Below are 14,925 nucleotides of genomic sequence, written 5' to 3' on the forward strand. Positions count from 1 at the left end.
GCACGGCGGGGGTTTTCTTGCAGAGGGAAGTCCATGCGTATCCTGCTTGCACGCCACGGCGAGACGCCGTGGAACGCCGAGGGCCGCTACCAGGGCCAGATCGACATCCCGCTCTCGCCGGTGGGCGAGGCCCAGGCCCGCGCGCTGGGCGAGCGCCTGCGCGACGTTCCGATCACCCGCGCGGTGGCTTCGCCGCTGTCGCGCGCCCGTCGCACCGCCGAGCTGGCGCTGGGCGGGGAGCGGGCGGGGATGCTGCAGATCGATCCGGACGTGCAGGAAATCGCCCACGGCGAGTGGGAAGGCCTGCTGGCCAGCGAGATAAACGAGAAGGACCCGGCCCGCCTGCGCGCCTGGCGCGAGGAGCCGGACACGGTGCTGATGCCCGGCGGCGAGTCGCTGCGCCAGGTGCTGGACCGTTCCTGGCGCGGCCTGGTCCGGGCCAGCGAGGGCCTGGGCGCCGACGACACCCTGTTGCTGGTCGCCCACGACGCGGTCAACCGCGTCCTGCTGTGCCGGATCCTGGGCCTGCCGATCGGCAAGCTGTGGACCTTCCGCCAGGCGCCGACCACGCTCAACCTGCTGGAAGGCCCGGACGTGGACGGGCTGGAAGTGGTGCGCCTGAACGACTGCTCGCACCACACCCCGTTCTTCGGCGAAGCCAAGCACCGCGCGCTGTAGGTGGCCATGGGCGTGCGTGGAAGGGGGGGCGCGCGACAACGGCCGGCTGGTCCTGGGAGGCCTGCTGGTCCTTGGCGCGGCATGCGCGGCCGCCTCGGCGCGGCAGAACTTCATTGCCAGTGGCGCGCTGGCCGGTTTCTGGGGTCCGCTGCTGCTCACCGGCGCGGGCCTGGCGCTGGCGTTCCGGCACGTGGCCCGCGAGGCATCATCGGGCCCGGTCGAGGTCGAGCCTTCGGCCGGTACCCCGCGCCGCTTCGGACTGCTGGCGCTGGCCTACGTCTTCATCGTCTGGGCGCTGGCGGGGCAGATGCTGCCCTGGGCCTACACGACGGTCGCCGGCACCCCCTACGCCAGGACGGTGTACGGGGAGCTGCGCGCCGGCGACCTGGTGTGTCCGGTAAGGTTCCTCCCGAAGACGGAGAAGGACACGTTCCGCGGCAAGATCTGCGTGCCTGGCGTTGCGGCCAGGGTGCCGGCGAGCCGGGCCGGGCTGCGGCTGCACGGCCGCAGGTCCGCGCTCGGCGTCACGGTGGAGCGGGCCGAGGCCGTGGACTGAGGCGGCGATACGCAAGGGCAGCGGAACAGCGGCAATGAACCTCCAGCAGTGGCTCGAGTTCATCGAGCGGCAACATCCCAGGTCCATCGAGATGGGCCTGGAGCGCGTGCGCGAGGTCGCCGCGCGCCTCGGGCTGGAGCGGCCGGCGGCGCAGGTGGTGACCGTCGCCGGTACCAACGGCAAGGGCTCGACCGTGGCCTTCATCGAGGCCATGGCGCGGGCCGGTGGCTGGAAGGTCGGCGCCTACACCTCGCCGCACCTGCTGCGCTACAACGAGCGGGTCCGCATCGATGGCGCCGAGGCTTCGGACGCGGCGCTGGCCGCTGCCTTCGCAGCGGTCGAGGCCGCACGGGGACAGACCCCGCTGACCTATTTCGAGTACGGGACCCTGGCCGCGTTGTGGCTGTTCCAGCAGTCGGGGCTGGACCTGGCAGTGCTGGAGGTCGGCCTTGGCGGCCGCCTCGATGCGGTCAACCTGGTCGATCCGGACGTGGCGGTGATCACCACGGTCGACGTGGACCACGTCGACTGGCTGGGCAGCGACCGCGAGGCCATCGGCGCGGAGAAGGCCGGCATCGCCCGTGCCTGGAAGCCGCTGGTGCTGGGCGAGATCGATCCGCCATCCAGCGTGCTGCGCCATGCCTATGCGATCGGTGCCAACGCGATCCGCTCGGGCAGCGACTTCTTCCACGAACCGGCCGGAGAGGGGCAGTGGCTGTGGCGCGAGGTCGGCGCCGAGCTGCTGCTGCCCGAGCCGGCCCTGGCGGCACCGGTGCAACGGGCCAATGCCGCGGCCGCGGTCGCCGCCCTGCGCGCCTTGCCGCGTCCGCCTTCGGATGCGTGCTTCGCCGCCGGCGTGGCTGCTGCGCGCGTGCCCGGACGCCTGGAGCGCTTCGAGCGCGATGGCGTCGAGGTGGTGGTCGACGTGGCCCAAACCCGCAAGCGGCGCGCGAACTGGCGGCCTGGGCCAGGGCACGGCCGGCCGCAGGCGCCACCGCCATGGTGCTGTCGGCGCTTGCCGACAAGGACGTGGCCGCGATCGTCCAGGCGCTGGAAGGCTGCGTGGACCGCTGGCACCTGGCCGGGCTCGCGGGCATCCCGCGCGGCGAGGAGGTCGATGTCCTCGCCGCGCGCCTGGCCGGTACCGCGGCTGCGGACGGCAGCCGGGATGCGGGCGTTGAAGCGGCGCTGTCCCGGGCGCTCGCGCAATCCTCGCCGGGCGATCGGGTGGTCGTGGCCGGGTCCTTCCACACCGCCGCCGCCGCGCTGGCGATGCTGCGTTCAGGGCAATGACGGTCCGGGCCCCGGGCCTCCCCCTATAATTGCCGACACTTCCCGCCAGGCCCCAGTCCCCGTGGATACCACGCTGAAACAACGCCTGATCGGCGCGGCCGTACTGGTCGCGCTCGCGGTCATCTTCCTGCCGATGCTGGTCCAGGGGCCCGCGCCCGACAGTGGCGTGGCTGATGTCTCCACCCGCGTGCCGGATGCCCCTGCCGGTGGCTACGAAACCCGCGAGCTGCCCCTGCTCGGGCCTGCCGCCGACACCCCCGTGCCCGCGCCGGAGACCGCCGCGGTCGCGGAGGAGGATGCCGCCCCCGCGACCCCGGCCGCCGACCCGGCGACCGCCGCCGGCCGCTGGGCGGTGAGCTTCGGCGCCTACGCCAGCGAGCGCGACGCCGAGGCGGTCATCAGCCGCCTGCGCCAGGCCGGGCTGGACGGTTTCAGCGAGGAGGACACGGTCAACGGGCGCCAGGCCTGGCGCGTGCGGGTCGGACCGTATGCCGACCGGGCGCTGGCCGAAGCCGGCCGCCTGCGCGCGGTGCGGATCCGCAACGACGTCAATGCGCAGGTGATCGCGCTGGACGCTGCGGACGGGGAGGGTACGCAGGGCGCTGCGGCGACGGCGGCCACCCAGGCGACCGCACCGGCCCCGGCGCAGGCCACGGCCGCTTCCGAGCCGCTCCCGGCACGCGAAGCGCCGCGCACGGTCTCCACCACGACCACGACCGCGCCTGCCACTTCCTCGCCGGCCGCCGCGTCGACCTCGACCGCATCGACCCGGACGGCGACCACCCAGCCGCAGGCGCCGAAGGCGACGGCCACGATTCCCGCCGCGTCCAGGCCCGCCACTCCCGCGCAGCCCCCGGCCGCGACGGTGCCGGCCCCGTCGCCGACCCCGGCGGCGTCGAACGTGGGCTTCGCGGGGCAGATGGGGGCGTTCCCCAGCGAGGCCGACGCGATCGCCCTGCGCGACCGCCTGCGCGCGGCCGGTTTCAGCGCCATCGTCCAGCCGGTGCGTACCGACAAGGGCACGCTCAGCCGCGTGCGCGTCGGGCCGGTAGCTACGCGCGCCGAAGCCGAGCAGTTGCGCGGCCGGCTTGCCGCGCATGGCGGCGGCATGGTGGTCCCGCACCCGTGATCCCGGCCGGACCGGCCGCGCACGCGGCGAAGCGATGAACGCGATCGACCTCGTCCTGTTGCTGGTGATCGCCGCCTCGGCCCTGCTCGGGGTCGTGCGCGGTTTCGTCGGCGTGATCGCCTCGCTGGTGGCCTGGATCGGCGCCACCTGGTGCGCGTTCCGCTACGGCGCACACCTGGCCTTCCTGCTGAGCAGCGACGGCCAGCCGGGCGCCACCGGCCTGCTGGCCGGGTACGCGCTGGCGTTCTTCGGCGTGCTGGTGGCGGTGACCCTGGTCGGCTGGCTCATGCGCAAGCTGCTGCATTCGGTTGGCCTGTCGGGCGTGGACCGCATGCTCGGCCTGGCCCTGGGCCTGGCGCGCGGCGTGCTGGTCGCCTGCGTGCTGGTGCTGCTGATGGCCTTCAGCACGCTGCCCCGCGAACCGGCCTGGTCGCAGTCGCGCGCGCTGCCGCTCCTGGTGCCTGGCGCGCAGTGGCTGGCGCGCTGGCTGCCGGAATGGGCGGCCGGCGAACTCGACTTTGGCAACGGCAAGGCCGACGGCGATAATGGCGCCCTCAAGCGCGCCGGCGTGCTCGTCGAATCCCTCGGCGGGGCATTGCCCGTCCCGGTGGATGCCGAACCGCCGCCGTCCGGCGGCGAACCTGTCCCGTCTTCCAGTCCCAACCCCGGTCAGTAGACCGTCGGAGATTTGCATCATGTGCGGCATCGTCGGAATCGTCGGCAACGACAACGTCGCAGGCCAGCTGTATGACGGCCTGACCGTGCTCCAGCATCGCGGCCAGGACGCGGCCGGCATCGCCACCGCCGACGGCACGCGCCTGCGCGTGCACAAGGACAACGGCCTGGTGCGCGACGTGTTCAACGCCAAGGCCATGAGCGTGCTGCAGGGGCGGGTGGGCATCGCCCACTGCCGCTACCCGACCGCCGGCTCGGAGGGCATGGACGAGGCGCAGCCGTTCTACGTCAACTCGCCCTACGGCATCGCCCTGGCGCACAACGGCAACCTGATCAACACCGAGGCGCTGCGCCAGCAGGTGTTCGCCCAGGACCGGCGCAACATCAATACCGACTCGGACAGCGAAGTGCTGCTGAACGTGTTCGCGCACGAACTGGACGTGCAGGGCGAGCTGACCCCGCAGGCGGCGATCCGCGCGGTGGCCGGCGTGCACCGCCGGGTCAAGGGCGGCTACGCGGTGGTCAGCGTGGTGCTGGGCCTGGGCCTGGTCGCGTTCCGCGATCCGCACGGCATCCGCCCGCTGGTGCTGGGCAAGCGCGAGCACAACGAGGGCGCCGAGTACATCGTCGCCTCCGAGTCGGCGGTGCTGGACATCCTCGGCTTCGCCCGCGTGCGCGACGTGCAGCCGGGCGAGGCGCTGGTGGTCACCCCGCGCGGCGAGGTGTTCTCCGAGGTCTGCGCCGAGACCGGCGAGCAGGCCCCGTGCATCTTCGAGTACGTGTACTTTGCGCGCCCGGACTCGATGATCGACAACGTCTCGGTGCACAAGGCGCGCATGCGCATGGGCATCAAGCTGGGCGAGAAGATCCTGCGCCTGCGTCCGGACCACGACATCGACACCATCATCCCGATCCCGGACACCTCGCGCGACGCGGCGCTGGAGATCTCCAACGTGCTGGGCGTGAAGTACCGCGAGGGCTTCATCAAGAACCGCTACGTCGGCCGCACCTTCATCATGCCGGGCCAGGGCGAGCGGGTTAAGTCGGTGCGCCGCAAGCTCAACCCGATCCACCTGGAGTTCCGCAACCGCGTGGTGCTGCTGGTGGACGACTCGATCGTGCGCGGCACCACCAGCCAGCAGATCGTGCAGATGGCCCGCGACGCAGGCGCGCGCAAGGTCTACCTGGCCAGCGCCGCGCCGCCGGTGCGCTATCCGAACATCTACGGCATCGACATGCCGTCGCCGGACGAGCTGATCGCGCACAACCGCACGGTCGAGGAAGTGGAGAAGCTGCTGGGCTGTGACTGGCTGATCTACCAGGACCTGGAGGATCTCGAGGCCGCGGTGCGCGAGGGCAACCCGCAGCTCAAGCGCTTCGACTCCTCCTGCTTCGACGGCAACTACGTCACCGGGATCGAGCCGGGCTATTTCGAACGCCTGCAGCAGCTGCGTTCGGACGAGGCCAAGCGCCGCCGCCGCGCCTGCTGAGGAAGGCGTGGCGATGGACCTGTTCGAGGCCGCGCGGGCCTGCCTGGACGAGGCCGACCCGGCCCGCAAGGTCGCGCTGACCCACGAATACGCCGCGGCTTTCGCCCGCGGCGACATCGTCCTGCCGGTGCAGGCGCCGCCGCCGGAGCCGATCCGCATGCCGGGCCGGCCGGAGCGGCCGAAGCTGGTGCACCCGCGCCACCTGCCGCGCCGCGGCCTGGGCAGCGACGAGGGACGCGCCGCGTTCCTGCACGCCATCGCCCATATCGAACTCAACGCGATCGACCTGGGCTGGGATGCGGCCTACCGCTTCCGCGGCCTGCCGGAACAGTTCTACCGCGACTGGGTGCAGGTGGCCGACGACGAGGCCCGCCACTTCACCCTGCTGCGCGACCGCCTGCGTCGGATGGGCCGCGACTACGGCGACTTCGACGCCCACAACGGCCTGTGGGAGATGTGCGAGAAGACCGCGCATGACGGCCTGGCGCGCATGGCCCTGGTGCCGCGCGTGCTGGAGGCGCGCGGGCTCGACGTCACGCCCGGGATGATCACCCGCCTGCGCGACATGGGCGACACCGACACGGTGGCGATCCTGGAGCTGATCCTGCGCGAGGAAGTGGCCCACGTGGCCGCCGGCTCGCGCTGGTACCGCTGGTACTGCGAGCGCGCCGGGGTCGAGCCGCGCGCGCGCTTCCGCGAACTGCTGCACGAGTACGCCGGCGGCTACCTGCACGGGCCGTTCAACGTCGAGGCGCGGCTGATGGCCGGGTTCGACGAGGACGAGCTGGAGTCGCTGCGCTACGTGGAAGCGGAGCAGGCCGGGCGCTGAGCCCGCCGTCGCTCAGCCGACCGGCAGCGCTTCCAGCTTGACGCCGTCGGCGTCGACCCGCAGCACCGAACCCTGCTCGTACCAGTCCCCCAGTACGACGCGGCGGCAGTCGCGTCCATTCACCCGCAGCGCGTGCGCGGCGGGACGGTGGGTGTGGCCGTGGATGAGCAGGTCCACGCCATGGCGGGCGAGGGCGGCCTCGACCGTGGCCGGGGTCACGTCGGTGACCGTTTCGAAGATGCCGCGGTCGCCCTGGAGCATCTCCTGCTGGCGCGCCATGCTGGCCTGGCGGGCCTGGGCGGCGAAGGCGAGGCGGGCCTGCAACGGCTGGGCGAGGAACTGCTGCTGCCAGCGCGGATCGCGGGTCTGGGCCCGGAATGCCTGGTAGGCGGTGTCGTCGGTGCACAGCAGGTCGCCATGCATCAGCAGCACCGGCCTGCCGTACAGCGACACCACCGACGGGTCCGGCAGGATGCGCATGCCGGCCCTGCGGGCGTAGTCCTGGCCCACCAGGAAGTCGCGGTTGCCATGCATGAAGTACACCGGCACCCCGGCGTCGGCCAGTACGCGCAGCCCTGCTGCGACCTCGGCCCCGGCCTCGGACGGGTCGTCGTCGCCGACCCAGGCCTCGAACAGGTCGCCGAGGATGTACAGCGCATCGGCGCCGGCAGCCCGTTCGCGCAGGAAGCGCAGGAACAGGGCGGTGATTTCCGGACGGGCCGGATCCAGGTGCAGGTCGGACACGAACAGGGTGCTCATCGCGGGATTGTAGGCCGAGGGCTTGCCTTCCCGCCCGCTCGCCTGTTCCTGGCGGTTTGCGCCGATGTGGCATGCCCGTCACAGGAACAGCCGGTGCGGGCGGTGGTTGCATTTGGTAACGTTCCGTTAACCGCGGGTCGTCCGGACGCCGCCAAGAGCAGTAGATAGCGCATGACCCCGGCCGGTGCAGACGTTCCCCTGACTTCCACGTCCCAGCCCGGACAACGCAAGCGCGCCGCCCTGGCCCTGCTGGGCGGCGTGGCCCTGACCCTCGCCGCCATTGCCGGCTACGACCTCATTCCGCCCGTGCGCTTCGACGTGACCCGGGTCCCGAAGGAGGCGACGGTCCTGTCCTTTACCCCGCTGCCGGGCCTGGACCGGACCGGGGAGTGGCTGGACGACGACAGGCGCCGGCTGCGCTGCCATTACCCGCCGGGCACCAACGAGCCCCTCTACTACTGCGCGGTCAACTACTTCCTCGGGAGCGGCCCCGGACAGGGCGTGGACCTGTCGGCCTACACGCACGTGGAGGTAAAGGTCGTCTACAAGGGCGACGTGCCCAAGCTGCGGTTGTTCGCGCGCCATTTCGACCCGCGCTACTCCACCGTGGAGGACACCAACAGCACCAAGTACAACGCGGTGTTCCTGCCGACCCAGGACCTGCGTACGCCGCTGACGCTGGACGTGGACGAGTTCACCGTCGCCGAGTGGTGGCGCCTGACCTACAAGCTGCCGCGCGAGCTGGCGCACGCCGAGCTGGGCAACGTGGTCACGGTGGGACTGGATTTCTCCTATCCCATGACCGAGGGCGCGCACGACCTGGAGGTGCAGGAGATCACCTTCGTGCGCCCGGGGCTGTCGCGCGAGACCTGGTACCTGGGAATCCTGGGCGTGTGGCTGGCCGGCATCGTCCTGTACGCCCTGTTGCAGCTGCGCACCTACCGCGCCGAGCGCCGCTCGCTGCAGAAGGAGGCCGAGCGCTACCGTCCCCGCGCCACCACCGATCCGCTGCCCCTGGCGCTGAACCGCCACGGCTTCGAGCAGCGCTGGGCGCGCCTGCAGGGCCACGCCATCCCCGAGCCGGGGCAGATGCGGGCCCTGCTGGTGCTGGACATCGACCATTTCAAGCGCATCAACGACAGCTGCGGCCACGATATCGGCGACCGCGTGCTGCAGGAGCTGGCCGGGCTGCTGCGGCGCCAGCTGCGCTCCAGCGACTGGCTGGTGCGCTGGGGCGGCGAGGAGTTCGTGATCCTGCTGCCCGGCGTGCAGGCCAACGACGTGGCCGGCCTGGCCGAGGGCCTGCGCAGTGCGGTCGAGAGCCATGGCTTCGGGCACGGCGTGCCGGTGCCGGTCACCGTCAGCGTAGGCGTGGCGCTGCAGGCGCCCGGGGAGGACTTCGAGGCGCTGTTCAAGCGCGCCGACGAGGCGCTCTACCAGGCCAAGCGCGAGGGACGGAACCGGGTCGTGATCGCCGACGGTCCGTAGCAAGCGGACCGCGGGTGCATGGCGGGCCGCGCGGCGCCGTGCGGGCGCGGGCCCAGGTGCGGATGACGGCGTGGCCTGGGGCGCCGGGAGGTCGCCGGCCATGGCCCCGCCGCCGGCGGGGTAAAATGTCCCATTCCTTGCCTGCCCCCATTCCCATGACCTGCCGCACCCGTTTCGCCCCCAGTCCCACCGGCTACCTGCACATCGGTGGCGCCCGCACCGCGCTGTACTGCTGGCTGGAGGCCCGCCATCGCGGCGGCAGGTTCGTGCTGCGGATCGAGGACACCGACCGCGAGCGCAGCACCCAGGCGGCGATCGACGCCATCCTCGAGGCCATGGACTGGCTGGGCCTGGACTACGACGAAGGCCCGGTCTACCAGACCCAGCGCATCAACCGGTACCGCGAGGTGGCCGAGCAGCTGATCGCCCAGGGCAAGGCCTACTACGCCTACGAGACGAAGGAAGAGCTCGACGCCATGCGCGAGGCCGCCATGGCCAGGCAGGAGAAGCCGCGCTACAACGGCGCCGCGCGCGACCTCGGCCTGCCGTACCGCGACGACCCGAACCGGGTGATCCGCTTCAGGAACCCGACCGAGGGCGTGGTCGCGTTCGACGACCTGATCAAGGGCCGCATCGAGATCGCCAACAGCGAGCTCGACGACATGGTGATCTTCCGTCCCGACGGCTACCCGACCTACAACTTCGCGGTCGTGGTCGACGACTGGGACATGGGCATCACCGACGTGATCCGCGGCGACGACCACATCAACAACACCCCGCGCCAGATCAACCTCTACGAGGCCATCGGCGCTCCGGTGCCGAAGTTCGGCCACATGCCGATGATCCTGGACGAGCAGGGCGCGAAGCTGTCCAAGCGCACCGGCGCGGCCGACGTGATGCAGTACAAGGACATGGGCTACCTGCCCGACGCGCTGCTGAGCTACCTGGCGCGCCTGGGCTGGTCGCATGGCGACCAGGAGATCTTCAGCCGCCAGGAGCTGGTCGAGCTGTTCGACGTGCGCGACTGCAATTCCAAGGCCGCGCGCCTGGACATGGCCAAGCTCGGCTGGGTCAACCAGCACTTCCTCAAGACCACCGATCCGGCCGCGATCGCGCCGCACCTGGTCTACCAACTGGAGAAGCTGGGCCTGGACCTGGACAAGGGCCCGAAGCCGGAGGAAGTGGTCGTGGCCCTGCGCGAGCGCGTGCAGACCCTGAAGGAAATGGCCGAGAAGTCGGTGGTCTGGTACACCCCGCTGGAAACCTACGACGAGGCCGCGGTGGCCAAGCACCTGAGGGCCGGCGCCGACGCGCCGCTGGCCAAGGCGCGCGAGCTGCTGGCCGCGCTCCCGGAGTGGACGGTCGAGGGCGTCGGCCAGGCCCTGCACGACACCGCCGCGGCGCTGGAGCTGGGCATGGGCAAGGTCGCCCAGCCGCTGCGCGTGGCCATCACCGGTACCCAGGTGAGCCCGGACATTTCCTGGACGGTCTACCTGGCCGGTCGCGAAGAAGCCTTGAAGCGCATCGACGCGGCCCTCACCAAGATCCCGAAGGGCTGACCACGGAGACGCCATGCCGCACGCCTGCACCGACCCCCATCACCATGTCCACAGCGCCGAAGCGTTCGTGCGGGCGGTGGAGCGGGCCTGCGGCGAGCGTGGCCTGCGCCTGACGCCGATCCGCGCCAACGTGCTGCGGCTGATCGCCGATGCCGGCAAGCCGGTGAAGGCCTACGACCTGCTGGAGAAGGTGCGCGAGACCAAGGGCGCCGGCGCCGATGCGCCGCCAACCGTGTACCGCGCGCTGGATTTCCTGATGGCCAACGGCTTCGTGCACAAGCTGGCCTCGGTCAACGCCTTCGTCGCCTGCCACCATCCCAACAGTGCCCAGCACTCGGTGCCGTTCCTGATCTGCGACCGCTGCCACAGCGCGGTGGAGCTGGAGGACCGCGAGGTGGTGGCCCAGCTCGACGCGCGGGCCAAGGCGCTCGGCTTCCAGCCGCAGGCGCAGACCCTGGAAGTCCACGGCCTGTGCGCGCGCTGCGCCGGCTGATCCCGGCATCGCCTGCGCGGCACTCAGGCCGCCGCGGGCACCAGCTTCCGCTCCCTGATCGGCGCATTGGCCACCGCGGCCACCAGCGCCAGCGCCATGTCCGCATACCACATCCACTGGTAGCTGCCGGTGCCCTCCAATGCGACGCCCCCCAGCCAGGCGCCGAAGAAGCCGCCGACCTGGTGCGAGAGCAGGGTCAGCCCGAACAGCGTGCCCAGGTAGCGGGGGCCGAACAGCTTGCCGACCAGGCCCGCCGTCGGCGGTACCGTCGCCAGCCAGGTGAAGCCAAGGCCGGCCGCGAACAGGTAGAAGGTCCACGCGCCCGGCGGTGCCAGCAGGAACAGCGCGATCAGCACCGCGCGGCTGGCGTACATCACCGCCAGGATCCACTTCATGCGGACGTACTCGCCCAGCTTGCCCGCGACCAGGCTGCCGGCGATGTTGAACAGGCCGATCAGGGCGATGGACACCGCCGACACGCTGGCAGGCAGTCCGCACAGCGCCACTTCGCCGGGCAGGTGGGTGACCAGGAAGGCCACGTGCACGCCACAGGTGAAGAAGCCCAGGTGCAGCAGCCAGTAGCTGCGATCGCGCGCAGCCACGCCCAGCTGGTGGCGCAGGCCGCGGTCCTCGAAGCCCTCGTGCGCCGGTGGCGCCTCGCCCTCGCGGCGGCGGAAGCAGCGCGCCAGCGGCAGGGTCAGCAGCGAGGTCGCGGCCATGCCCAGCATCGCCACGGTCCAGCCGGCCGCGCCGATCACCAGCTGCAGCACCGGCGCGAACACGAACTGCCCCAGCGAGCCGCCGGCATTGATCAAGCCGGCGGCCGAGGAACGCCGTTGCGGCGGCAGGCGGCCGGCAGTGGCGCCGATCAGGATCGAGAAGCTGCCGGCGCCTGCGCCGGCGGCGGTCATCACGCCCAGGCTCAGCATCAGCCCGGGTCCTGACGGCAGGAACGGCACCAGGGCCAGGCCCGCGGCCAGCAGCAGGCCGCCGGCGACCAGCACCGGCTCGGGGCCATGGCGATCGGCCAGTGCGCCGAACACCGGCTGCACCGCACCCCAGGTGAACTGGCCGATCGCCAGGGCCAGGCTGATGGTGGCGATGCCGACGCCGGTATCCAGATGGATCGGTGCGACGAACAGGCCGGTGGTCTGGCGTGCGCCCATGGTCAGCATCAGGGTCACCGCTGCGGCGACGACCAGCCCGGTGGCGCCGGGCGTGCGGGGCGCGTTCATGCCTTCCTCTCCTGCGCCAGTGCGGCGTCCAGCGCATCCAGTCCCGCATGCAGCCGCGAGGGCGTGGCGCCGCCGAGCAGGGCATCGATGCGCCGCTGCGCGCGCTGCCATAGCGGGCGCGCGTGGGCCAGGCGCTGGCGCCCGGCCGCGGTCAGCGCCACCACGCGCCGGCGCGGATCCTCGTCGCGGACCTCGGCCAGCAGGCCGTCGCGCAGCAGGGGGCGCAGGTTGCGGGTGAGGGTGGTGCGGTCCATGCCCAGGCTCGCGGCCAGTTCGCCCAGGCTCTGCGGCGTGCGCGCGTGGCGCAGCAGCGAATACTGGTTCACGGTCAGGCCGGCGCCGGCAAGGGCGTGGTCGTACAGCTGGGACACCTGGCGCGCCGCGCGGCGCAGCCGGAAACAGGTGCAGGGGGAAGCCTGGTTACGCATGGTGGCGGGGCCGCGATGGCGGGCCGCCACTATAGGTGCATATGCACGTATTCATGGAAGCGTGCCGCCACCGATCCGTGACGGCACGCCCCGTTTTCCGCGGTGGTCAGAACCAGGCGCGCACGCCGAACGCCACGGCCCGGCCCGGCAGCGGCGCGTACTCGCGCAGCAGCGAGGTATGCGGGCGCGCCTCGGTATCGCCCAGGTTCGTCCCGTCCAGGAAGACTTCCAGGCGCCCTCCACTGGCCTGCTCCCACGCATAGGAGAGGTGGGCGTCGACCAGGGTGTAGCCGGGGCTGGGCTCCTCGTTGCGGGCGACGTCGTCCTGGGCGCGATAGCGGATCGCGCCGAGCGACGCGCGCCAGCCGCCGAAGTCCCAGGCCAGGTTGGCGCCGAAGCGGCCCGGTGCCACGCGCGGCAGCGAACCGCTGTTGTCCAGCTCCACTTCGTAGGCGTGCACGTGGTCGCCGTGCGGGACCCCGAACGCCGCCGTGCGGGTGCCGCTGCCGTCCAGTTCGCCGCGCACATGGTCGGCGAACAGGCGCAGGTCCCAGCGGCCGCTGCCGTTGTCGGCCAGGTGCAGCACCGCCTCGGCCTCGGCGCCGGTGAACACCGCGCCGGCCTGGGTCCACAGCCGCACCGGCACGTCGTGCTCGAAGACGCCGGTGTCGGCCAGGTGGATGAAGTCGTCGAAGCGGCTGCGGTACACCGACACTTCCAGGTCGAAGCGTTCGTGGTGGGCATGCAGGCCGATCTCGCCGCGCAGGGCGCTTTCGGTATCGAGCGTGGCGTCGCCGACCTCCAGCGAGGCGGTGGCCACGTGCATCCCGCCGGCGTAAAGCTCTTCCTGGGTCGGCGCGCGCTCGGACCGGTCCAGGCCGAAGCGCAGGTCCAGGGACGGATGCAGCTTCCAGATCGCCGACGCGGACAGGCTGGTGGCGTCGAAACTGCGCTGCGGCCTGGCGCCTGCCGGATCCAGCTCGACCCGGTCATGGCGTGCGCCGAACTCCATCTTCACCGGCCCGGCGCTCTTTTCCTGCAGCACGAACAGGCCGTTGTTGCGGGTGACGGTGGCCGGCACGAAGGCCTCCTCGCCCACGGCGCCGAAATCGACCTTGCCCGACTGCAGGCCGAAGGCGCCGCGCCAGCCGCCGATTTCCTTCTGCACCGCCTGCAGGCGCGCGTCGTAGCCGGAGCTGGTGAAACGCGTGCCGACCTCGTGGCCTTCCAGCTCCAGGTGTTCGTACTCGGTCCAGGCCCCGTGGAAGTCGACGCGCTCGAGGAACGCCAGCGGCGCATGGACCCCGCCCTTCAGTTCCAGCCGGTCCTGGCGCAGGTCGATGCGCACGTCGTGGGATCCGTCCCCATGGTCGTGCGCCTCCTCCCCGTGTTCTTCCTCGTCGTGGCCGTGGTCGTGATCGCCGGCGTGCACGTGCGCACCAGGGGGGATGCCGTACTCGCTGCGGTAGGTACCGGCGGCCAGGCCGAGGTAGCCGCCTTCGCCCAGCCAGGTCAGGCCGATGCCGCCGGCGCGGGTCTTCATCGCGCTGTTGGCCAGGCGGCCGGGGCGGGCATCGTGGCCTTCCTCGTCGCCCTCGTGGTCGTGCCCGGCATGGGCCGCGCCGGGGATGTCGTAGTCGTCGGTGTCGCGCAGCAGGCCGTCGACGTGCAGCACCAGGTTGTCGCCGCTGACGCCATCGAGGCGGAACATGCCGCTGCGCTCGTTGTTGACCGTGTTGCCGCGCAGTTCGGCGCGACCGGACAGCGGCGCATCCGGCACCTGGCGGGCGATGCGGCCGTCGACCACGTTGACCGCGCCGCCGATGGCGCCGCTGCCGAACAGCAGGGTGGCCGGGCCCTTCAGCACTTCGATCTGGTCGGCCAGGAACGGCTCGATGCCGGCGGCATGGTCGGCGCTGACCGCCGAGGCGTCCTGGGTGCCGAGGCCACTGGAGAGCACCTGCACGCGCGGGCCATCCAGGCCGCGCAGGATCGGGCGGCCGACGCCGGGGCCGAAATAGCTGGTCTGCACGCCGGGAAGCCGCGCGACGGTCTCGCCCAGGGTGGCGCCACGGGCATCGTCCAGCGCCTGGCCCTGCAGGACCTCGACCGGACGTGCCAGGGTTTCCGCGTCGCCGGCCAGCGGCGAGGCGGTCACCTGCAGCGCGGGGAGGTCGGTGGGATCGTCATGTGCCAGGGCCGGCGGGGCCAGGGTTGCGCAGGCAAGGGCGATGGCGGCGGCAAGCGGGGCCGAGGCGGGGACGCGCGGAGTACGGAGACGCACCGGATGCAGCATGTGGGGATCATCCTGGG

Annotated in this window: 13 protein-coding genes and 1 pseudogene; 10 read left to right on the plus strand and 4 right to left on the minus strand. The window is 71.9% G+C overall.

Annotated features, from left to right (window positions below; translation table 11 throughout):
- The first annotated feature begins 33 nt into the window (after positions 1–33).
- The 7 genes and pseudogenes from CSC68_RS01305 to CSC68_RS01335 all read left to right on the plus strand — a co-directional run bounded on the left by CSC68_RS01305 (position 34) and on the right by CSC68_RS01335 (position 6,650).
- Positions 34–678, plus strand: coding sequence for a histidine phosphatase family protein (locus CSC68_RS01305; RefSeq protein ID WP_162201695.1), 645 nt, complete (start codon positions 34–36; stop codon positions 676–678).
- A gap of 16 nt (positions 679–694) precedes the next feature.
- Positions 695–1,234: a hypothetical protein gene (locus CSC68_RS01310; protein WP_162201696.1), complete on the plus strand. Its 540-nt coding sequence runs from the start codon at positions 695–697 to the stop codon at positions 1,232–1,234.
- A 34-nt stretch (positions 1,235–1,268) separates the two neighbouring features.
- Positions 1,269–2,527: pseudogene (gene folC / locus CSC68_RS01315) on the plus strand (bifunctional tetrahydrofolate synthase/dihydrofolate synthase).
- 61 nt (positions 2,528–2,588) lie between these two features.
- Positions 2,589–3,656: an SPOR domain-containing protein gene (locus tag CSC68_RS01320; RefSeq protein WP_162201697.1), complete on the plus strand. Its 1,068-nt coding sequence runs from the start codon at positions 2,589–2,591 to the stop codon at positions 3,654–3,656.
- 34 nt (positions 3,657–3,690) lie between these two features.
- The gene (locus CSC68_RS01325) at positions 3,691–4,332 is read left to right on the plus strand and encodes a CvpA family protein (protein ID WP_162201698.1); all 642 of its coding nucleotides are present in this window, start codon (positions 3,691–3,693) and stop codon (positions 4,330–4,332) included.
- A gap of 19 nt (positions 4,333–4,351) precedes the next feature.
- Positions 4,352–5,821: an amidophosphoribosyltransferase gene (gene purF / locus CSC68_RS01330; RefSeq protein ID WP_162201699.1), complete on the plus strand. Its 1,470-nt coding sequence runs from the start codon at positions 4,352–4,354 to the stop codon at positions 5,819–5,821.
- A 13-nt stretch (positions 5,822–5,834) separates the two neighbouring features.
- Complete coding sequence (locus tag CSC68_RS01335; protein ID WP_162201700.1) at positions 5,835–6,650, plus strand: ferritin-like domain-containing protein; 816 nt, start codon at positions 5,835–5,837, stop codon at positions 6,648–6,650.
- Positions 6,651–6,662: 12 nt separating this feature from the next.
- Here CSC68_RS01335 and lpxH read toward each other — a convergent pair whose 3' ends face one another.
- On the minus strand, positions 6,663–7,409 hold the full coding sequence (gene lpxH / locus CSC68_RS01340; protein ID WP_162201701.1) for a UDP-2,3-diacylglucosamine diphosphatase: 747 nt from the start codon (positions 7,407–7,409) through the stop codon (positions 6,663–6,665).
- Positions 7,410–7,580: 171 nt separating this feature from the next.
- On the opposite strand from lpxH, the gene CSC68_RS01345 reads away from it, so the two are divergent.
- The 3 genes from CSC68_RS01345 (at position 7,581) to CSC68_RS01355 (ending at position 10,949) form a co-directional block, all read left to right on the plus strand.
- Complete coding sequence (locus CSC68_RS01345; RefSeq protein ID WP_162201702.1) at positions 7,581–8,897, plus strand: GGDEF domain-containing protein; 1,317 nt, start codon at positions 7,581–7,583, stop codon at positions 8,895–8,897.
- A 155-nt stretch (positions 8,898–9,052) separates the two neighbouring features.
- A complete protein-coding gene (gene gltX / locus CSC68_RS01350) occupies positions 9,053–10,456 on the plus strand; it encodes a glutamate--tRNA ligase (protein ID WP_162201703.1) in 1,404 nt (467 codons plus the stop codon).
- A gap of 13 nt (positions 10,457–10,469) precedes the next feature.
- On the plus strand, positions 10,470–10,949 hold the full coding sequence (locus CSC68_RS01355) for a transcriptional repressor (protein WP_162201704.1): 480 nt from the start codon (positions 10,470–10,472) through the stop codon (positions 10,947–10,949).
- Positions 10,950–10,972: 23 nt separating this feature from the next.
- Here CSC68_RS01355 and CSC68_RS01360 read toward each other — a convergent pair whose 3' ends face one another.
- The 3 genes from CSC68_RS01360 to CSC68_RS01370 form a co-directional block, all read right to left on the minus strand.
- Positions 10,973–12,184, minus strand: coding sequence for an MFS transporter (locus CSC68_RS01360; RefSeq protein WP_162201705.1), 1,212 nt, complete (start codon positions 12,182–12,184; stop codon positions 10,973–10,975).
- Positions 12,181–12,612: a MarR family winged helix-turn-helix transcriptional regulator gene (locus CSC68_RS01365; protein ID WP_162201706.1), complete on the minus strand. Its 432-nt coding sequence runs from the start codon at positions 12,610–12,612 to the stop codon at positions 12,181–12,183. The genes CSC68_RS01360 and CSC68_RS01365 overlap by 4 nt, the downstream gene beginning before the upstream one ends.
- 106 nt (positions 12,613–12,718) lie before the next feature.
- On the minus strand, positions 12,719–14,908 hold the full coding sequence (locus CSC68_RS01370) for a TonB-dependent receptor (protein ID WP_162201707.1): 2,190 nt from the start codon (positions 14,906–14,908) through the stop codon (positions 12,719–12,721).
- Positions 14,909–14,925: the final 17 nt, after the last annotated feature.

It is taken from the genome of Pseudoxanthomonas suwonensis (assembly GCF_010093235.1).
GTDB classification, from domain to species: Bacteria; Pseudomonadota; Gammaproteobacteria; order Xanthomonadales; family Xanthomonadaceae; genus Pseudoxanthomonas; species Pseudoxanthomonas suwonensis.